This is a genomic window from Devosia sp., assembly GCF_025809055.1.
Lineage (GTDB): Bacteria > Pseudomonadota > Alphaproteobacteria > Rhizobiales > Devosiaceae > Devosia.
On the sequence record NZ_CP075529.1, the window covers coordinates 1,899,526 to 1,919,460 of the forward strand.

Genomic DNA, 19,935 nt, shown 5'->3' on the forward strand with positions numbered 1-19,935 from the left:
CCGAGCCGCATGCCCATTCAACGCATGACCACGACCATGCAGACCACGGGCACAGCCACGCGGGGCATGACCACGACCATGCGGGGCATGACCATAACCATGACCACGCTGGGCATGACCACAACCATGACCATGCCGGGCACAGTCATGCGCCCAAGGTCAGCGCCGGCAATGAGAGGGCCGTGCTTCTGGGCCTGGTGCTGACCTCGGCCTTCATGGTCGCCGAAGTGGTGGGCGGCGTATTGTCGGGCTCGCTGGCGCTCATCGCCGATGCCGGCCACATGCTCACCGACAGCGTGGCGCTGCTGCTCGCCTGGCTGGGCTTCCGTATCGGCAGCCGACCCGCCGATGCCCGTCGCAGCTTTGGCTATTCGCGCCTCGAAGTACTGGCGGGTCTCGTCAACGCCATGAGCCTGTTTGCCCTGGTCGGCTGGATCGCCTGGGAAGCCGTGCAGCGATTCTTCAATCCCCATGAGGTTCTGGCCGGCCCGATGCTGGCGGTGGCCGTCATCGGCCTTGTCGTCAATCTTGTGGTGTTCCGCATCCTTTCCGGCGCGGATTCGGACCATGTGAACATCAAGGGCGCCATGCTGCACGTGCTGGGCGACCTCCTGGGTTCGGTTGCCGCGATCCTCGCTGCCATAGTCATCTGGCTGACCGGCTGGATGCCGATTGATCCGATCCTGTCGGTTCTGGTGAGCCTGCTCATCCTGCGCAGCGCCTGGGCGCTGCTGACGCGCACCTTCAACATCCTGATGGAAGGCGCGCCGGACGGGTTCGACGCAACGCAACTCGAACAGGAACTGACCAAAAAAATCGAAGGCCTCGACGGCGTGGGGCATCTTCATGTCTGGTCCCTGTCTTCGGGCCAGGTCATGGCGACGCTCGAAATCCGCATTGCCTCCGGCGCCGATCCTCGGGCGGTCACGCAAGCGGTGCGGGAGCTGTTGCGCCAAGACCATGCCATCACCCACGCAACCATTGAGGTCGACTGGACCGGAACGGGATCAGTCTGCCATCAGCAGGCCGCCCTGCCTCAATAGGTGGCGCGGCCGCCGGACAGATCGAACACGCTGGCCGTGGTGAAGCTGTTTTCCTTGCTGACCAGCCAGGCCACCATGCTCGCCACCTCCTCGACCTCGACAAAGCGGCCGCGCGGGATGCGCGAGAGCATGTAGGCGATGAACTCTTCCGACAGAGTATCGAGAATGCCGGTCTTGGCGGTGGCGGGGGTGATCGTATTGACGGCGATGTCGAACGTGGCCAGTTCCTTGCCCAGCGACTTGGTCATGCCGATGACCCCGGCCTTGGCGGCCGAATAGGCCGAAGCGGTGGGGTTGCCTTCCTTGCCGGCAATGGACGCAATATTGACGATGCGGCCGTAGTTCCGGGCCTTCATGGCGGGCACCACCGTCCGGTTGACGTAGAATGTACCGGTGAGGTTGATCTCGATCACCCGCCGCCACTCGTCCGGATCGTAGGCATCGAGCGTGGCATTGGTTCCGGCGATACCGGCCGAGTGCACGAGGATCGAGACCGCACCCACCGCCGCTTCGGTCGCGCGGTGCGCGACGCCGAGCCCGTCGAGATCGGTCACATCCACCGCTTCTATGGCGACGCCATCCCCCAACAGGGCGGCTGCGCGCTCGAGCACGTCACGATTATGATCCCAGAGGCTGACCTTCGCCCCCGAAGCCAGAAGCCGCCGGGCAATGGCCAGGCCCAGCCCCTGAGCGCCACCGGTTATGACGGCCACCTGGCCGGACAGATCAATGGCGTTCATCTCACCCCTCCCCGTGTTCCGCCCGGCGCGCCGCGGCCAGGCCGGCCGTCCGGCCGGTGGCAAGGCATGCCGTCAACAGGTAGCCGCCGGTCGGCGCCTCCCAGTCGAGCATTTCTCCGGCAACGAAGATATCGGGATGTGCGGTCAACGCAAATTGCGCGCCCAGGCTCGACCAGGCGACGCCTCCGGCACTCGAAATAGCCTCGGCGATGGGACGGGCCGAAACGACCGGCAGCGGCAGAGCCTTGAGCGCGGCGGCCAGGTCCTCGGGCGACATGGCCGCCGCATCAGGCGCCAGTTCACGAACGAGACCAGCCCGCGCGCCATCGAGCCCGCAGGCCTTGCGCAGCCGGTTGGAGAAACTGACCTTTCGATCCTGCCGGGCAAGGTCACCGGCAATGCGCTCGCGGCTCCGCGACGGCAGGAGATCGAGCGTCAGCACCGCCGCCCCGTCGCGCTCCAGCGCATCGCGCAGGGCGGCGGCATGATGATAGATCAGGCTTCCCTCGACGCCCCAGCCGGTCACGACGAACTCGCCCGACAGGGGACCGATAGCGCTGGTCGCCACCACCGGCTTGATCGGCTGGCCAGCAAAACGCTCGGCAAAGATCGGGCTCCAGCGGACCTCGAACCCACAATTGGCCGGGCGGAACGGCGCGACGGACACCCCCCAGGACCGGAGCAGTTCGACCCAGGCCGCATCCGAGCCCAGCCGCGGCCAGCTTGCACCACCAAGAGCCAGAACGACAGAATCATACGGCACGCGCACCGCGCCGTCCGGCCCCTCAAAGATCAGCTTGCCCGCTTCGAGACCCGTCCAGCGATGGCGCGGACGAAACCTGACGCCGGTCTCGGCAAGCCGCGCCAGCCAGTTGCGCAGGAGCGGCGAGGCTTTCATTGCCACCGGAAAAACCCGGCCGGACGAGCCGGTGAATGTCTCGATTCCAAGGCCCGCGCACCAGTCTGTCACCGCCCGATTATCGAACTGCTCCAGGGCCGAGGCCAGTTGCGGCGCCGCCGCGCCGAAGCGGCCGACAAAGCGGTCCATATCTTCGGAATGGGTGATGTTGAGGCCGGACTTGCCGGCCATGAGAAACTTTCGCCCCATGGTCGGCATGGCGTCGAATACAGTAACCGCAGCCCCTGCCCCGGCTGCCGCCTCTGCGGCCATCAGTCCCGCCGGACCGCCCCCGATGACAATGACCCGCTTCACGCCACATACCCGCCTGTTCCAGGTCCGTCATGGAACATTGGCCGCACCATGGCAATGGCAGAGTGCTCAGCCGTCCAGCATCTCGAGAAGCGCCCGGACAGCATGGGCATATCCCCTGGGACCAAGCCCGGCCATGACCGCATCGGCCCGCATCGACACATACGAGCGGTGATAGATCGGCTCGCGCTTGTGGATGTTGGAGATATGCAGCTCGATGACCGGAGCTTCGACCATCTTCAGCGCATCGAGCAGGGCCAGCGAGGTAAAGGTAAAGGCCGCCGGGTTGATGATGATGCCCGAGGCCTCGTCGATGGCCTCATGCACCCAGTTGATGAGTGTTTCTTCACCATTGGTCTGGCGGAAGACCAGGGGATGATCGCCCGCGGCCTGCCGGCACAGGGATTCCACCTCGGCCAGCGTGGTGGTGCCGTAAATCTGGGGTTCGCGCTTTCCCAGGCGATTGAGATTGGGACCGTTGAGGACGTAGATCGGTTTCACAATCCGCCTCCCTGATAGCCGAGCAGCTTTGGCAGCCAGAGCACCGTTTCAGGCACGAAGGTGAACAGGATAAGTGCGCCCATCAGCGTCCAGAAGAAGGGCATGACGTCCCCGATAATGGCCTTCATAGGCGAGCCGGCGATCCGGGTCATGATGAAGAGCAGCAGCCCATATGGCGGCGTGATCAGGCCCAGCATGATGTTGACCACCGCAACCACGCCGAAATGCACCATGTCGATTCCCAGCGCCTGCGCGGTCGGGATCAGCACCGGCACGATGACCAGGAGGATGGTCGTGCCTTCCAGCACGCAGCCAAGCACCAGGAGAATGATGTTGACCACGATCAGGAACACAACCGGGCTCATGTCCCAGGAGACGAGGATGGCGCTGATGGTGCGCGGGATATTCTCGATGGTCACGACATAGTTGAACACCAGAGCGCCCGCGATCAGCATGCCGATGGACGCGGTTGTCTTGGCGCTGGTCAGCACCGACCGGTAGAGATCGGGGAATTTCACCGCCCGATAGACCACGGCGGAGACGAGCAGCGCATAGGCTGCGGCAACGGCCGCCGCCTCGGTGGGCGTGGTGATGCCGCCATAGATGCCATACATCAGCACCACCGGCATCATCAGCACCGGCAGCGCTTCCCAGGTCATGCGCGGCAATTGCCGCACTGGCACGGGGGGCTCGACCGGAAAATTCTTGAGCCGGGCCGTGATGGCGATCTGCACCATGATGAAGCCGGACATGAGCAGGCCGGGGATGACACCCCCCAGGAACAGATAGCCGATCGAGGTATCGGCCACGAGCGCATAGAGCACCATGGGGATCGATGGCGGGATGATCGGGCCGATCACCGCGGTCACCGCCGTCAGGGCAGCCGCATAGGACGGCGTATATTTGCCGTTCTGCGTCATCATGTGCTGCATCATCTTGCCCGAACCGGCGGCGTCGGCGACGGCCGAGCCGCTCATGCCGGCGAACACGATGGATTGCAGCACATTGACCTGGGCCAGCCCGCCCCGGAAACGGCCGACCAGCGCGTCACACCATTTGAGCAGCCGGTCGGACAAGGTGCCCGAATTCATGATCTCGGCCGCCAGGATGAACAGGGGCACGGCGAGCATGATGTAATTGGAATACATGCCGTTGAGGAACTGCTCGGCGACGATGCCGGGATCCTGTCCGCGCATGAACAGGTACAGCACCGAACCGCTGATCATGGCGAGGCCCATGGGCAGGCCGAGAAAGGCCAGCATGGTGATGAGGCCGAGGGCCAGCCCGAAAGCCAGGGAAATTGTGGTCATACGCCCGAACCCGCCTTGGTGTGATCAAAGGCATCGGTGCCGCCGCCCCATACCGCCTGCCAGGCGAGGTAGAGCTGGCGCACGATCATGGCGACCGCAAAGATACCGTAGATGGAATAGAGATAGTCGAAGCGGATTTTCAGATAGGCGGTCCGTTCCACCTTCATGAACAGGATGTAGTCGATGACAGCCGGCAGCGAGAGGGTGAACAGCAGGACCAGGGTCAGGCTCGTCACCAGCACCATCACCCGACGGGCGTTCGAGCCGACCGCTCCATAGATGATGTCAAAGCGGATTTCCTCGCTGTCGCGCACCACGAAAGCCGTACCGAACAGTACCATCCACAGCCACAGCATGACGCTGATCTCATGCGTCCAGCCGATCGGCAGATTGAGCAGGTAGCGAAAGACGATCTGCAGGATGAAGACCACGAACATGCCGGCCAGCATGGCTGCGAGCACGTTCTCGGCGCGGGCATGAAGCCACCGCCCGATGTGAACCAGTTGGTCTGGCATGACGGAGACTCCGTGATGTCGGCCGGGTCGACCGAAAATGCCGAACGAAGAAGGCGACGCCCGTTCAGGCGCCACCCCCGCTTGTCAGTCTCAGAGACCGTTGATGGTTTCGATCGCGCCTTCCGGCCAGTCCTTGGCCAGATCGGAAGCCATGTACTGCTCCTGGGCATAGGTGCGGAACGCATCCTGGTCCGGTTCGTACACGTTGAGGCCGGCAGTCTTGAAGCGTTCGACCAGCTCGGCCTCGCGCTTGAGATGCTCTTCCTGGCTGAAGTCGATCGCCACAGTCGCGGCCGCCTGGAAGGCTTCCTGCTGCTCTGGGCTCATGGCGTCCCAGGCCGTATTGCTGATGACCAGGAGGTCAAAGCCGACCAGGTGCGAGGTCAGAACGATCTGGTCCATCACTTCGTAGAACTTCATGTTCTCGACATTGGGGAGCGGATTGTCCTGTCCGTCGATCGCCCCGGTCTGCAGGCCCGTATAGACTTCTGCATAGGCCATTGGCGTCGGATTGGCACCCAGGGACGTGCCGAGGAACTGCCAGGCATCGCCGCCCGGCATACGCAGCTTCACGCCGGCCATGTCTGCCGGAGTCTGGATCTGTTTGTCGCCACGCAGGCCGACCTGGCGGGCACCGAAATAGGTCGGGCCCAGGATGTGGATGCCCAATTGGTCGGACGCCATCTGCTTGAATTCTTCGCCCAGTTCACTGTCGAAGAACGTGCGCAGATGGGCGGCATCGCGGAACAGGTAGGCCGAGGTCAGAAGCGACCAGGCCGGAATCTGGTTGGAGATATCCTGCGGGGCGATATTGCCCATTTCGAGGTTGCCGCGCTGCAGCGCCACCAGCTCGGTGCCCTGCTTGAACAGGTTACCGCCCAGATAGGGCTCGATGGTCACATCCTCGGCAACCTGCGACGACAGCAGGTTCATCATCTCGGCGCGGATATCCTGCTCGGAGAATACCGCCGAGAAGCGCAGCACAGGCTTGTCCTGCGCCATGGCCGGGAATGCGGCCGCCAGCAGCAGGCCACCCACCATGAGTGCACGACGCGAAAGCGAAAGTGTCATTGAAGTCCTCCCTTGAGGGCCGGAACGGATGTCCAGCCTGATCAGTCAGTCGCCCATGACCTCCCGTCATCGGCCTGATGTCACTTTGTACGAAATAGTTCGTTCATGTCAACGGGCATCAGTGTCGATCGATCGGAACGCTTCCCTTTTAGCACATGAAACTATATATGTCAGATGAAATTGATTTTATCTGATGTGATTGATGACCCTGACAGACCCCGCTACCCATCAGACCCTTGGCGAACTCACCTATCTGCGCCTGCGCGCCGATATCATCTCCTGCCGCCTGCTGCCGGGGCAGAAGCTGCGGCTGGAGGCCCTGCGCGAGCACTATGATGTCGGGGTCAGCACGCTGCGCGAAATTCTCAGCCGCCTGGCCAGCGATTCTCTTGTGGTTGCCGAGGGGCAGAAGGGGTTCGCCGTCGCCCCGGCCACGGCCAAGGATCTGCATGAGGTCGCCGACCTGCGCCTGTTGCTCGAAACCCACGCGCTGCGCCTGTCACTGGCCAATGGCGACCTCGACTGGGAAGGCCGTGTCGTGGCCGCTCACCACAAGCTGGCAGCCACCGAGAAACGGCTGCTGGCCGGGCAGGAGAAGCATACGGTCAATTGGGTGCGATACGACTTCGCTTTCCACAACGCCCTGATCTCGGCCTGCAATTCACACGCCCTGCTGGACCTGCATGCAGCCACATTCGACCGGTTCATGCGCTATCACATGCTGGCAGTCAGCTTTCGCGGCGCCGGCGTGGTGGACGACCACCGGGCCCTGTTCGATCTGGCCATGGCCCGTGATGTCGAGGGCGCGCTGGCCATGCTGGCCACTCATGTCGGGCGGGGCGTGACCCACGTTCTGGGCACCGGAAAGCTGGACACTCACGCATAGGCCGCAAAGGTGCGGCCCATTTCCGCGCTGTCCGGCTCGATGCCGGTGAACAGCCGGAAGGCGCGGACCGCCTGGTAGATGGCCATGCCACCACCCGCCAGAGTGCGGCAGCCCTTGGCCGCGGCCCGGCGCAGTAGATCCGTCTCCCGCGGGAAGTAGATGACGTCGGCCACCCATTGGCGCCGGTTGAGAAGGTCCGGATCAAGCGGCAGGCCGGGCAGTTTCTCCATGCCCACGGGCGTGGCATTGACCACACCGGCCGCCATACCGATGACCTGTCCCAGGTGCGCCGGAACCAGGGCCTGCGTGCGGACCTTGCTGGTCTCGGCGATCCGTTCGGCAAGCTGGCGCGCCCGCCCGAGGTCGGAATCAACGATATCCACAGACATGGCGCCAAGCTGGGCCAGAGCGTGCGCGACGGCCGCTCCGGCGCCGCCGGCGCCGATCTGCACCACATGATCGAGGGCCACCGGCCCCAGCCCCTTGCGCACGCTTTGGGCAAATCCCCAGCAATCGGTGTTGTGCCCCATGCGCCCGCCATCATGGAGGACAACGGTATTTACAGCGCCAATTGCAGCGGCCTCCGGCTCGAGCCCGTCGAGCAGGGGGATGACCGCCTGCTTGAACGGATAGGTCACGTTGAGGCCTCGAAACCCGCGATCGCGCGCCGCTTCCACTACCGCTCCCAGATCGGCGTCGTCGAGACCAAGCCTGTCGAAGTCGATGAGGTCATAGCGGTAGTCGAGCCCCTGCCGCCGCCCTTCGACCTCATGCATGACAGGGGTCAGGGATGAACCGATGCCGCGGCCGATCAGCCCGATGCGCACGGCCGGGCCGCCAGAAGCCGGAACGGATGGGCGCGCGGCATCGATCAAGCTGAACGCCGAACCGACGCGATCGAGTTGAATGGACACCTCACCTACTCCCGGGACGGCGGATATCCGCCCTTGTTTTCGCCTGCGTCTCGCCGGTACAACAGCGTCAGGCGATTTGCACCACAATGTACGAACTGGTTAGTTTAGTCAATTGTGGCCCTGGATGGAGAGGCTCGGCCCCGATGGCGGATGACGGCGCGAAAATGACCAAGCGGGCGGCCAGGCCGTCCTCGCGTCAGCAGGACCCCGAGGGCACAAGGCAGAACATCATCGAAGTCGCCTCCCAGGAATTCGCGCTCAATGGCCTGTCCGGGGCCCGTATTGACGAGATCGCCGCCAAGACGCGCTCGTCCAAGCGGATGATCTACTACTATTTCGGCGACAAGGACGGGCTTTATCTCAGCGCCCTCGAAAGCGCCTATCGGCAGGTGCGCGAGGGCGAAGCCAAGCTCGACATTGCTGGCCTCTCACCCGTGGAAGGGCTGCGACGCCTGGTTGAGTTCACCTTCGACCATCATCACCAGCATGAAGATTTCATCCGTATGGTGATGATCGAGAACATCCATCACGGCCAGTATCTGGAGCGGTCCAGCCTGGTACGCGACCTCAACGTCACGGCCATCGCCCATATCGGTGACCTCTACGAGCGCGGCCTGGCGGATGGGTCGTTCCGCCCCGGTCTCGACCCGTTGGAAATCCACTGGCAGATCAGCGCTCTCTGCTTTTTCAACGTGTCCAATCGCGCCACGTTCTCAAAACTCTTCGCGCGGGATTTTGGCGCCCCGGACATGCTGGACAGGCTGCGCCAGAACACCATCGACATGGTTTTGCGCTATGTCGCCCGGCCCGAGGCCTATCCCGACCGTTGAAACGCCTGCCAACATCGCTGGCATACGGCCTGACCGCCCCGCCGGCGCGTCCACCGCCCACCATCCCCGCTCCACAACGCCATCCGGCGCCGGCTCGCGCCGCGAGCACGCCACACCGGCCCGTCGCCGCTTCTGCCTGAACATCCCGCGCACCATCCTCGTCCCTTGGGACATGCGCCCGGTTCGCAATTGACCCCCGCGCCCTTCCTGCCTACTTTGTACGAACTAGTTCGTTCAAGGATTGCCGGCATGAAGACCTCGATTGCGACTGTGTCCATCAGCGGAGACCTGCGGGAAAAGCTCGAGGCCATCGCGGCGGCCGGGTTTGATGGGGTGGAGATATTCGAGAACGACTTTCTCGCCTTCGACCGCAGCCCTGCCGAAGTCCGCGCCATGGCGGCCGACCTTGGGCTCGAGATTACCCTATTCCAGCCATTTCGCGACTTTGAGGGATTGCCCGAGCCGCAGCGCGGCAAGGCGTTCGACCGGGCAGAGCGCAAGTTCGACCTGATGGAAGCCCTGGGCGCGCCCCTTGTTCTGGTCTGTTCGAGCGTCGCCCCGGCCGCCCTGGGCGGCATCGACCGCGCGGCCGCTGACTTTCGCGAACTGGGCGAACGCGCGGCCCGACGCGGTCTCAAGGTCGGCTACGAGGCCCTTGCCTGGGGGCGTCATGTCAATGACCACCGCGACGCCTGGGAAATCGTCAGGCGGGCCGATCACCCCAATGTCGGATTGATTCTCGACAGCTTTCACTCTCTGTCCCGCCGCATCGACCCTGACACGATCCGCTCCATTCCCGGTGACAAGATTTTCATCGTGCAACTGGCGGATGCGCCGGCGCTCGATATGGACCTGCTGTACTGGAGCCGCCACTTCCGCAACATGCCTGGCGAGGGTGACCTTCCGGTGGTCGATTTTGCCCGCGCCGTTGCGGCGACCGGCTATTCCGGCCCGCTGTCGCTGGAAATCTTCAACGATCAGTTCCGCGCCGGCTCGCCCCGCACCATAGCCGCCGACGGCCACCGCTCGCTGGTGTTTCTCATGGATCAGGTGCGCGAGGCTGAACCCGCCGTGGCGCCACCCCTGCCCGCGCTCCCGCCCCGGGTGCCGGTCACCGGCGTCTCCTTTGTCGAGTTCACCGCCGACGAAGAGGAGGCCGAGGCCCTGCGCACCGTTCTGCGCCAGCTCGGCTTTACCCGCACCGGCCGCCACGTCAGCAAGAGCGTGGAGCGCTTCAGCCAGGGGGCCATCAATATCGTGGTCAATACCGAGCGCGAGGGCCTGGCCCATGCCGCCTATCTCACGCACGGGACCTCGGCCTATGCCATGGGCCTGGAGGTGGAAAACGCCAGCGCCACGCTGGCGCGCGCCCGCGCCCTGGGCGCCCAGCCCTTTGCGCAGCGGGTCGGCCCGGGTGAACTCACCATTCCGGCGGTTCGCGGCGTCGGCGGGGGCGTTGTCTATTTTCTCGATGACAAGTCCGACCTGGCCCGGGTCTGGGACATCGAGTTCAATCCAGAGCCGAACCCGGGCATGTCCGGCGCAGGCCTGGTCGGGTTCGACCACGTCGCGCAGACCATGAACTACGAGGAGATGCTGACCTGGATCCTGTTCTACCGGTCGATTTTCGTCGTGGACAAGGGCCCCATGGTCGATGTCGTCGATCCATCCGGCCTGGTGCGCAGCCAGGTCATCGAAAGCCCGTCCGGGTCGCTGCGCCTGACACTCAATGGCGCCGAGAGCCGCCGCACCCTTGCCGGGCGTTTCATTGCCGAAACCTTCGGCTCGAGCGTCCAGCATATCGCGCTCAAGACGGACGACATATTCCACACCGCCGCAGTCCTGCGCCGCAATGGCCTGTCAACGCTGGAGATTTCCCAGAACTACTATAGCGACCTCGACGCCAGGCTGGGGCTGGACCCGGACCTGCTCGAGCGCCTGCGCAGCGCCAACCTGCTCTATGACCGCGACGACAAGGGCGAGTACTTTCAGCTCTATTCGTCCAGCTTCGGCGAAGGCTTCTTCTTCGAAGTCGTCCAGCGCACCGGCGGCTATGCCGGATATGGCGCCGTCAACGCCCCCTTCCGCATCGCTGCCCAGAAGCGTTCTGTCCCCAACGACGCCGGGGCCTGAACAGGTTGGCAAGCCACAGGATTGATCCCGGCGTGGATCGGCCGGATTGCCCTGTCAGAAAAATGAAAGGTGATGCATTTGGTAGCGGAGGACAGGTTGCGGCAGGACCCACACACCCTCCGATACTCTGAGAACTGGCTACAAATCCTTGACAAATAAGAGAAAACGGATCCTATCGATGTGGAGCGTTGCGACTAATCCCGATGCTAGTGGCCGCGGGTTCCCTAGCGCAGCCCCCAATGGCCAGTTCCAATACCACTGATAGATCGAAATAGGTCCTCCCTCAGTCCATCCCAGTTTTGAGAGTCGGAGGAGTGATTCTCAATTTCACGACGAATGCCAGCGCGTTGACCACGTGATAGTGGCTTGCCATCTAGTCTCTCGATTTCAGCGTATAATTGGGTATAAATTGCTTCCCCACCCAAAATAGTCAGGGCTTCCACTATCTGGCTTCGTCTCTTACCCATATCCCCCCGCAGTCTTTCCACATCCTAACTTCACGGACGCTTCCTTACCTCAGTCGCTCCAAGTTAGCCGGCATTTTCATGGCTGCCCACCCCTCCCCCGAACAGTGCGGTTCTGTTCCTTGTCATGGTAGCGGGTCCTTTGGGGGCGACAATCAATAAGTCAACAAAACAACTCGCCAGCAGCTCTGTAGCCGCAATAAACGCGATGTTTCCTGTGAAACTATACAGTTAAATCAAATACTTAACATGTAGACTGGTAGCGGAGGAGGGATTTGAACCCCCGACACATGGATTATGATTCCACTGCTCTAACCAACTGAGCTACTCCGCCCCAAGGGGCCACCAGCGCTGTTTCGCCGGTGCGCGCCTTACTAAGGTTGCGAGCCTTACCCTGTCAAGCGCCAGCCGAAGGCGCAGAGGCATTTTCCCGCTGCCCATTTTTCTTGCCAAAGCCGGCGGCGCGGCGTCATCTCCGGCGTGAACCGTGTGGACCTTTGCCAAGTGGATAGTTTTGATCGCCTGCCCGAGAGCGGCACCATTGCTCTCATCGCCACCTTTACCGCACGCGCCGGCCATGCAGAGGCGGTGGACGGCCTGCTGGCCGAATTCGCGGCCAAGGTTCGCGCGGAACCCGGCAATATCGCCTTCGACTGCTATCGCGACGCCGCTGACCCGAAAAAATTCATCGTCCACGAGATCTATCGCGACAAGGCCGCCTTCGCCGCCCATATCGGCGCCGCCTCCGGGGCGAGCTTCAACGCGGCATTGCAGCACCTGATCGTCGAGCCGAACTCGGTTCTCACCTTTCTCTCGCCGCTGACGAGCGCCTGAGCCACTGTTCAAAAATCCGCACCAATCCGTTGCGACTGACGCCCTTTCATGCGCAACACGCGGCCCATACATTTCTCGTCGAACCCGGCGCATGGGCGCCGCATGAGGAGACATGACCATGACACTCGAACTGGGCGGTATCCATCACCTGACGGCCGTAACCGCAGACGCCCCGCGGAACCTCAAATTCTATACCCAGACCCTGGGCATGCGGCTGATCAAGAAGACGGTGAACCAGGACGATACTTCGGCCTATCACCTGTTCTACGGCGACGGCGTTGCCTCGCCGGGCGCCGACCTGACCTTCTTCGATTTCAACACGATGCGCGAACAGCGCGGCAACCATACTGTGGGCCGCACCGGATTGCGCGTCGACAGTGAAGAGACGCTGAAATGGTGGAAGGAGCATCTGCAAGCCAACCAGGTGTCAACATCCGGCATCAAGGATCGCTTCGGGCACCTGTCCCTGGATTTCGAGGATTTCGAAGGCCAGCGTTTCCGCCTCGTGGTCGACGCCAACAATACCGTCATCCCCTGGGAAAAATCCCCGGTACCGGCTGACAAGCAGATCATCGGTCTGGGGCCCATCACCCTGTCCGTGCCCAAGCTCGAACCCACCGATGCCATGCTGACGCGTGTCATGAACATGCGCCAGGTCCGCCACTATCCGGCCCGCGAGCGCGGCGGGGAAACCTTCGTTTATGAAATGGGTCCGGGCGGCCCGGCCGCGGAACTGCATGTTTCAGTCGATCCGAGCCTGCCCAATGCCAGGCCCGGTGCCGGCGGCGTTCATCACGTCGCCTTCCGTACGCCGGATCAGGACAGCCTGCGCCAGTGGATCGAGCGGATAAACGGCTTCGGCATCCGCTCCTCGGGCGAGGTCGAGCGCTTCTACTTCACCTCGCTCTATTTCCGTGAGCCCAACGGCATCCTGTTCGAGATCGCCACCGACGTTCCTGGCTTTGCCGCCGACGAGCCGATGGAAAGCCTCGGCGAAACCCTGGCCCTGCCGCCCTTCCTCGAAGGCCGCAGGGCCCAGATCGAGGCGGGCCTCAAGCCGCTGGTCTAAAAAAACCGCCGGGTGGACATGTCCACCCGGCGCTTCTGTTCAGGGCCCCCATCGGCATTGCCGAGCCGGTGAGGGATGCCGGCTGGTCCTCAGCGCTCCGATCCAACGTCCGGCTTCAAGAGCGCCGCCATATCCACCAGCCGGATGAACTCGGCGCGATAGCCACCCTCGTCAGCGCCACGCCCGGCCTGCGCCAGGGACTTGATCTGGCTCCAGTTCATGCCCGAGCCATAGGCGCTCGACTTGAGCTTCTGCCCGAAGGCAGCGACGGCGGCGGCGAACTGCGCATCGGCCCCGGCGGCTTCGATCGTCTCGTAGGAGACATCGGCAGTGACCGGCACCTCGATGAGCTGGCTCACATCGCTGTCCGGCAGCTTGTAGCGCATCTTGAGGAAGGCGAGTTCGGAGCTGTCCTCAACCGCGCCGACCGTGCCATAGCGCAGCGGATCGACCTGTTCTCCACCCGAACCCACCGGCGTGATTTCATAAAGCGCGGTCACCGTTGTGCCGGCCCCGACATCGCCGGCATCGACCGCGTCATTGTTGAAATCCTCGCGGTTGAGCGCGCGGGTTTCGTAGCCGATGAGGCGGTATTCGGCGACCTGGGCGGGGTTGAACTCCACCTGCACCTTCACATCCTTGGCAATGGTGTGCAGCGTGCCGCCGATTTCCTCGACCAGCACTTTCTTGGCCTCGGCAAAGCTCGAAATATAGCTGGCATTGCCATTCCCGTTCTGCGCCAGGGCCTGCATGGTGGCGTCATCGAGATTGCCGCGCCCGAAACCGAGCACGGAAAGGCTGATGCCGCTTGCCCGCTTGTCGGCGATGAAGTCCTCGAGCGCCGCCGGATTGTCGATACCGACATTGAAGTCGCCATCGGTGGCCAGGATCACGCGATTGGTGCCATCGGCAATCTTGGCCTGTTCGGCCAGCCGGTAGGCAAGTTCGATCCCCTGCGCCCCGGCCGTGCTGCCACCGGCCCAAAGCTGGTCGAGTGCAGCCATGATCGACGCCTTGTTGTCGGCGCTGGTCGGCTCCAGCGCCACCCCGGCCGAGCCGGCATAGGTGACGATCGATACCGTATCATTGGCCGAAAGCTGGTCGAGCAGCAGGCCGAAGGCGCGCTTGAGCAGCGGCAGCTTGTCCGGCGCGTCCATCGATCCCGAAGTGTCGATGAGAAACACCAGATTGCTCTTGGTGTCGGCCAGGACCGGCTCAAATCCCTTGATGCCGATCTGCAGGATCTGCGTCTTGTCGTTCCAGGGCGTCGGAAACAGTTTCACGTCGGGCGCAAAGGGCGTCTCGGCGTCTGCGGCAGCCGGATAATCATAGGGGAAATAGTTGATCAGTTCCTCGATCCGGACCGCATCGCGCTCGGGCACATAGCCGTCTTCGAGCAGCCGCCGCACATAGGAATAGCTGGCCGTGTCGACATCGAGCGAAAAGGTCGAGACCGGCTCCTCGGCAGCGACCTTGAGCCGCTGCTCCTCAAAGCTGGTAAAACTGTCGCCGCTGGGTTCGCTCGTCTGGCTGGGCGGTGCATAGGTCATGTGGTCGGCCACCGCGCCACCGAGGGGTACGACCGACATGGTCTGCTGGCTGGGCGCCGCGCCGGTCTGCATCTGCCGGTTGACGGCCGAGGGCGCCGGCGCGGGCGCGGGCGCCACTTCCATCGTCGGTGCGGGCATGGGCTCCGCCATCACCATATCGGCGGCCGCTTCACCTTCGGCATCGACGACTGCCGGGGCAGCGGCCGGCTCGGCCTTGGCCCGTTCCTGTGGCGCTGCAACGACGACATCCTCGACCACGTCCTCTTCGACCACCGGCACGGTTGGCTGTGGCTCGGATCGCGTCCGGCTCGCCAGTTCGCTCGGGGTCAGAGCGGTGGAATTATAGAGCTGATAGCCAAGAGGCAGCAGCAGGAGGGCGATTGCGGCTGTACCGATGCCGACGGGAATGCGCTGGTCCATGATCGAAATCCTCTTCCAGGATGTGATGATGGACTTAAGACGCGAGCCCGCGCCGTTTCCTTTGGTGGCTGACGGATTTTTTTTGCGATTTTCTTCGGCGAAGGCCGTGCGGGCGGCTTCCAGGGCACGCTCACGCGCCTCCCGGCGCGGTGGTGGCGGGCTCGCCTTCAGGCTTTCGAATGGATCGCGGTCTTCGGGAAAGCTCATAGCAGCCCCCTCAATGTCTTGCGGGCTTCGTGCACATGAAAGGAAACCGTCGCCTCCTTGATCCCCATGATCGCGGCGGCTTCGGCATGGCTGAGATCCTCGGCATAGACCAGCAGCACGGCATCGCGCTGCTTGTCCGGCAGGGCGCGCACCGCATCCCAGACCTGGCTGGTGGTCACGGCCATTTCCTGTTCGGCCTCCTGATCAGCCGGCGCGACCTCCGCATAGGCGCTGGTCTGCCGGCCCCGTCTCTGCCCGGCCCGCAGGTGGTCGCGTGCCGCATTGATGGTGATGCGATAGACCCAGGAGGAAAAGGCGCTGCGCCCGTCAAACCGGCCGATGGCCTGACCGACCTTGACGCAAACCTCCTGGGCGATGTCCTCAGCGTCGCTGCGATTGCCGCACCAGCGCCACGCCGTTCTGTAGATGCGGTCGTAGTGATCCTCGATCAGCTCGGAAAAGGCCTCGGGATCGCCGTTGCGGGCGCGCACCACCAGGGCCTCGGTCAAGGCCTGGGGGTCTGGCGGGGGTGCGGCGGTCAGTCCCATGAGTTGTGCATGCACGCTTTGTCTCTTCGGGCTATTCTAGAGGCTAAGACGATGCGCCCGGGAAAATCCTTTGGTGTCATCCAGAGTTTTTTCGCCTCTTTCGAAAGCAGGTGCCATGACCAACGAAAAACCCGGCCCCTTCGGCCTCAATCGCACCCGCATCTTTCTGCTCGCCCTCGGCGCCCTGGTGCTGGTCATCACCGTCTCGATGATGATGGGGGGCCTTGGCTCCTACAATGCCCTCAAGGAAGCCGCCAATGCGGCCAAGGAGCCAACGGCCGAACAGCTGAGCGGGGATTGATGGCGGCGCGGCCCTCCCCTCTCCCCTTGTGGGAGAGGGTGGATCGCGCGCAGCGCGAGACGGGTGAGGGGTTACTTCCCGCAAACGCCGTAACGCCTTGCTGATCCCGTACCCCTCATCCGCCCTTCGGGCACCTTCTCCCACAAGGGGAGAAGGAAGGTCGAGCCGGTGAGGGGGATGGTGCCAATTGCGCTGAGGGGCGGGTCATGGCAGACCCTCCACGCCCGTCGCGGCCTCCCGCTCATCCGGCATTGCGCGCCACCTTCTCCCGAGGGGGAGAAGAAATAGCGCCTAGGCCACCAGCGCCTGCGGCACCGCTTCGGCGATGAAGCCGCCGCCCAGCACCTCGCTGGTCGCCCCGTCATCGGCGTAGAACACGCAGGCCTGGCCCGGCGACACGCCATATTCGCCGCTGACCAGCGTCACATAGACGGCGCCATCGCGCATCTGGATCACCGCCGGCTGCGGGCCGCGGGTCGAGCGCACCTTGACCTCGACCGGAGCGCCATTGCCGGCGCTGGCCTCGGCCAGCGGAACCGCACCGAGCCAATTGACGTCGCGCAGGCGCACCGTATGGGTCTTGAGCGCCTCGCGCGGACCGACGATGACGCGGCCCGTGCGGTGATCGAGCTTGATCACATAAAGCGGTTCGCCCGCCGCGACGCCCAGGCCCTTGCGCTGGCCGATGGTGTAATGAACGATACCCTCGTGCATGCCGAGCACGCGCCCGTCGAGATGCACGATTTCCCCCGGGGACAGGGCCTCGGGGTGCATCTTGGCGATGATATCGGCATATTTGCCCTGCGGCACGAAGCAGATGTCCTGGCTGTCGTGCTTGTCGGCGATTTCGAGATCGAACTCGCGCGCCAGGTCGCGAACATCCTTCTTGCTCATGCCGCCTAGCGGAAAGCGCAGGAAATCGAGCTGTTCGGCCGTGGTCGCAAACAGGAAATAACTCTGGTCGCGGTCGCCATCGACCGGCCGGAACAATTGCCGCCGCCCATCGTCCCCCAGTCGCGTCTGCACATAGTGGCCCGTGGCCAGCACATCGGCGCCCAGATCCCGGGCCACTGCCATCAGGTCGACGAACTTGACCGACTGGTTGCAGGCGATGCAGGGCACGGGCGTCTCGCCCTGCTGATAGGCATTGGCAAAGGGCTCGATGACCGACGCCTTGAAGCGCTCTTCGTAGTCGAGAACATAGTGGGGAATGCCCAGTTTGGCCGCCACGCGCCGCGCGTCGTGAATATCCTGGCCAGCGCAGCAGGCACCCTTGCGGTGCGTCGCCTCGCCGTGATCATAGAGCTGCAGGGTAATGCCCACCACTTCATAGCCCTGGCGGGCCAGAAGTCCGGCGACGACTGAAGAGTCCACGCCCCCGGACATGGCGACGACGACGCGCGTGTCCTCCGGGCGCTTGGCGATATCAAGCGAATTCAACATCTTTTCTCGGTTCCGGTTGGGGTCAAGGGCCAGCGGAATGCGTGGGCGGCGTCATACGCCCAAGGGGGGCATCTGTCCATCATCACCCGGCAGCTTTTGCCGGGGCTGGGCAGACTTGGCCGGGCCAGCCGCACACCCAATCCGCCCACAAGGGCGCCAAGCGCTTGATAAACAATCCCGTTTTCAAGCCGCAAAAACTGGCAAGGGTCTTGCATTGCCCTATCCGGAATTGTCTTTGCATCGAGGCCAAAGTGGCATCTCACCTGACCGTCAGCAGTTTCGCCTCCGGCGCCGCCCCCACCACGCGGTCCCTGTCCGGCCAGTCTGGCGCGGACCAGTCCGGCGGGCTGATGGGTCTGTTTGGGGCACTTTTGTCCGGCATTGCCGGGACGGAAACCGGCGCGGCCACCGCTGCCGCCAACAGCAGCCAAAGCCGCTTGGACTTCAATCTTGGCGATCTGGTCAAATTCGGCCTCGAAACCGGCGCGACCGGCGAAGATGGCGGCGACAGTCATGGTCTCGACCTGGCCCTCGCCCTGGCAGCACCCGCCCAGGCCCAGGTGACGCCCCAGCCGGTCGTCGACTTCATCGAGGCGCTCACCGCCCTCAAGATCAATCTCGATTCCGGCGAACCCATCGATCCGGGCCTGTTGGGTGACGTCGAGGAGAAACTGGGCGCGCTGAGCGCGGCACTGGGCCTCGACCTGGCGGCACTCGCCATTCCCGATGATTTCCAGGCCCTGCTTGAAAAGGTCGGCAATACCCATTCCGGCCTGACCGGAACCCTGAGCCAGTTGCTCGGCCCGCTGGCACAATCCTTCGATCAGGCCCTCGCTGGTGACAGCGATGACGCCAGCACCCATGCCAAGGTGACGGCCAGCACCGACGCCGAGCTTCTCGCCCGCCTCAATAGCCTGGGCGACCGGATCGGCGCCCTGTTGTCGAGCCTCGGCAAGGGTGAGGTCTCGGCCGACAAGCTCGCTGCGCTGGGCCTCACGCCCGGCCAGCCCGCCGTAGCCGAGATCGAGCAGGCCATTGCCCGCTTCTCCGCCGGTATTCTGGCTGACGCCGAAACGGTGCCGCATGAGCCCGAACTGGCCACGCCGACCCTGAAGGTCACCGAAACGGTGATCTCCGGGCGCAGCGACGGCGAACCGGCCAAGACCACGCCGGGCACCAATTCGGCAGGCGTCGACACCAGCCGCGCCGTTGCCAGCACGGACCAGAAGTCGAGCGATGTCGACACCTCGGCCCGCGATGGCAAGAGCGACAGTGACGGGGGCAATTCCAGCGAGCAGAAACCCTCCCGGAGCCCGGACACACCGGCCCTGCACGAGCGGGCGAAGGACAATGGGCCGCGCACACAGCCGGTTGCCGCCGCTCCGGCCGCTGCACCCACCGAAGTCAGCGAAGCCGCAACCGCACAGAACCACGGCACGCGGCTGGATGCCGTCGCCGCGCCTCGCGTCATTCAGGCCGGCTACCAGACCAGCCAGCAACAGCTCAACCTGCCCCAGATTGCCTTCGAACTCGCCCGCCAGGCCGGCGACGGCAATACCCGTTTCCAGATCCGTCTCGATCCGCCCGAATTGGGCAAGATCGATGTGCGCCTCGACATCGACACCTCCGGCAAGGTCAATGCCCGCCTGACGGTGGAAAAATCGGAAACGCTGGACCTCATGCAGCGCGACCAGCGCGCACTGGAACAGGCCCTGCGACAGGCAGGCCTCGATACCGGCAAGACCAATCTCGAATTTTCGCTGAAGCAGAACCCGTTTTCCGGCCAGGGCGCCGGTCAGGACCAGGCCGGGCACAAGGATGGCCCGGACAGTTCCAGCACCGACGGCCAGGCTGAAACGGCGGCCGAAGATGCGCTGCCTCTTGTCAATCTCTACCGCGGCACCCTGCAGGCCAGCGGCGTCAATATTATCGCGTAAGGAGTTAGG

Annotated in this window: 19 protein-coding genes and 1 tRNA gene; 8 read left to right on the plus strand and 12 right to left on the minus strand. The window is 63.7% G+C overall.

The annotated features are described in order from the left end of the window. Positions 1-17: 17 nt before the first annotated feature. Positions 18-149, minus strand: a complete 132-nt coding sequence (locus tag KIT02_RS09230; RefSeq protein ID WP_297577141.1) for a hypothetical protein — start codon at positions 147-149, stop codon at positions 18-20. Between the two features lie 33 nt (positions 150-182). Between KIT02_RS09230 and KIT02_RS09235 the strand changes: the two genes are divergently transcribed. Beyond that, on the plus strand, positions 183-1,043 hold the full coding sequence (locus KIT02_RS09235) for a cation diffusion facilitator family transporter (RefSeq protein ID WP_297577143.1): 861 nt from the start codon (positions 183-185) through the stop codon (positions 1,041-1,043). Here the strand turns inward: KIT02_RS09235 and KIT02_RS09240 are convergent. The 6 genes from KIT02_RS09240 to dctP all read right to left on the minus strand — a co-directional run bounded on the left by KIT02_RS09240 (position 1,037) and on the right by dctP (position 6,390). Beyond that, positions 1,037-1,783: an SDR family NAD(P)-dependent oxidoreductase gene (locus KIT02_RS09240; RefSeq protein WP_297577145.1), complete on the minus strand. Its 747-nt coding sequence runs from the start codon at positions 1,781-1,783 to the stop codon at positions 1,037-1,039. The two genes, KIT02_RS09235 and KIT02_RS09240, sit on opposite strands and share 7 nt — an antisense overlap. A 1-nt stretch (position 1,784) precedes the next feature. Beyond that, positions 1,785-2,996 (minus strand): TIGR03862 family flavoprotein, encoded by a 1,212-nt coding sequence (locus KIT02_RS09245; protein ID WP_297577146.1) that lies wholly within the window; start codon positions 2,994-2,996, stop codon positions 1,785-1,787. Positions 2,997-3,062: 66 nt separating this feature from the next. Then, on the minus strand, positions 3,063-3,497 hold the full coding sequence (locus KIT02_RS09250; protein WP_297585191.1) for a type II 3-dehydroquinate dehydratase: 435 nt from the start codon (positions 3,495-3,497) through the stop codon (positions 3,063-3,065). After that, positions 3,491-4,804 carry a TRAP transporter large permease gene (locus KIT02_RS09255; protein WP_297577148.1) on the minus strand — a complete coding sequence of 438 codons (1,314 nt, stop codon included), beginning with the start codon at positions 4,802-4,804 and terminating at the stop codon, positions 3,491-3,493. The genes KIT02_RS09250 and KIT02_RS09255 overlap by 7 nt, the downstream gene beginning before the upstream one ends. Beyond that, positions 4,801-5,319 (minus strand): TRAP transporter small permease subunit, encoded by a 519-nt coding sequence (locus tag KIT02_RS09260; protein ID WP_297577150.1) that lies wholly within the window; start codon positions 5,317-5,319, stop codon positions 4,801-4,803. The genes KIT02_RS09255 and KIT02_RS09260 overlap by 4 nt, the downstream gene beginning before the upstream one ends. A 90-nt stretch (positions 5,320-5,409) precedes the next feature. After that, on the minus strand, positions 5,410-6,390 hold the full coding sequence (gene dctP / locus KIT02_RS09265) for a TRAP transporter substrate-binding protein DctP (RefSeq protein ID WP_297577152.1): 981 nt from the start codon (positions 6,388-6,390) through the stop codon (positions 5,410-5,412). A 202-nt stretch (positions 6,391-6,592) separates the two neighbouring features. Here dctP and KIT02_RS09270 point away from each other — a divergent pair, with 202 nt between their 5' ends. Beyond that, positions 6,593-7,276 (plus strand): GntR family transcriptional regulator, encoded by a 684-nt coding sequence (locus tag KIT02_RS09270; protein WP_297577154.1) that lies wholly within the window; start codon positions 6,593-6,595, stop codon positions 7,274-7,276. On the opposite strand, the gene KIT02_RS09275 is transcribed toward KIT02_RS09270, so the two are convergent. Further along, positions 7,267-8,148 (minus strand): shikimate dehydrogenase, encoded by an 882-nt coding sequence (locus KIT02_RS09275; RefSeq protein WP_297585193.1) that lies wholly within the window; start codon positions 8,146-8,148, stop codon positions 7,267-7,269. The genes KIT02_RS09270 and KIT02_RS09275 overlap by 10 nt on opposite strands. A gap of 206 nt (positions 8,149-8,354) precedes the next feature. On the opposite strand from KIT02_RS09275, the gene KIT02_RS09280 reads away from it, so the two are divergent. Then, the gene (locus KIT02_RS09280) at positions 8,355-9,020 is read left to right on the plus strand and encodes a TetR/AcrR family transcriptional regulator (protein ID WP_297577156.1); all 666 of its coding nucleotides are present in this window, start codon (positions 8,355-8,357) and stop codon (positions 9,018-9,020) included. Between the two features lie 249 nt (positions 9,021-9,269). After that, entirely contained in the window at positions 9,270-11,153 is a 1,884-nt protein-coding gene (locus tag KIT02_RS09285; RefSeq protein ID WP_297577159.1) for a sugar phosphate isomerase/epimerase and 4-hydroxyphenylpyruvate domain-containing protein, read from the plus strand. A gap of 721 nt (positions 11,154-11,874) precedes the next feature. Here the strand turns inward: KIT02_RS09285 and KIT02_RS09290 are convergent. Then, a tRNA-Met gene (locus tag KIT02_RS09290) sits at positions 11,875-11,951 on the minus strand. A 170-nt stretch (positions 11,952-12,121) separates the two neighbouring features. Here KIT02_RS09290 and KIT02_RS09295 point away from each other — a divergent pair. After that, positions 12,122-12,451, plus strand: coding sequence for a putative quinol monooxygenase (locus tag KIT02_RS09295; protein WP_297577161.1), 330 nt, complete (start codon positions 12,122-12,124; stop codon positions 12,449-12,451). A 118-nt stretch (positions 12,452-12,569) separates the two neighbouring features. Beyond that, positions 12,570-13,520, plus strand: coding sequence for a ring-cleaving dioxygenase (locus KIT02_RS09300; protein WP_297577163.1), 951 nt, complete (start codon positions 12,570-12,572; stop codon positions 13,518-13,520). An 89-nt stretch (positions 13,521-13,609) separates the two neighbouring features. Here the strand turns inward: KIT02_RS09300 and KIT02_RS09305 are convergent, their stop codons facing one another. After that, positions 13,610-15,490: a VWA domain-containing protein gene (locus KIT02_RS09305; RefSeq protein ID WP_297577165.1), complete on the minus strand. Its 1,881-nt coding sequence runs from the start codon at positions 15,488-15,490 to the stop codon at positions 13,610-13,612. A 203-nt stretch (positions 15,491-15,693) separates the two neighbouring features. Beyond that, complete coding sequence (locus KIT02_RS09310) at positions 15,694-16,245, minus strand: RNA polymerase sigma factor (RefSeq protein ID WP_297585196.1); 552 nt, start codon at positions 16,243-16,245, stop codon at positions 15,694-15,696. Between the two features lie 115 nt (positions 16,246-16,360). On the opposite strand from KIT02_RS09310, the gene KIT02_RS09315 reads away from it, so the two are divergent. Continuing rightward, complete coding sequence (locus KIT02_RS09315) at positions 16,361-16,546, plus strand: hypothetical protein (protein ID WP_297577167.1); 186 nt, start codon at positions 16,361-16,363, stop codon at positions 16,544-16,546. A 291-nt stretch (positions 16,547-16,837) separates the two neighbouring features. On the opposite strand, the gene mnmA is transcribed toward KIT02_RS09315, so the two are convergent. Beyond that, positions 16,838-17,989, minus strand: a complete 1,152-nt coding sequence (gene mnmA / locus KIT02_RS09320; protein WP_297577169.1) for a tRNA 2-thiouridine(34) synthase MnmA — start codon at positions 17,987-17,989, stop codon at positions 16,838-16,840. A 251-nt stretch (positions 17,990-18,240) separates the two neighbouring features. On the opposite strand from mnmA, the gene KIT02_RS09325 reads away from it, so the two are divergent. After that, positions 18,241-19,926 carry a flagellar hook-length control protein FliK gene (locus KIT02_RS09325; protein ID WP_297577171.1) on the plus strand — a complete coding sequence of 562 codons (1,686 nt, stop codon included), beginning with the start codon at positions 18,241-18,243 and terminating at the stop codon, positions 19,924-19,926. Positions 19,927-19,935 lie beyond the last annotated feature (9 nt).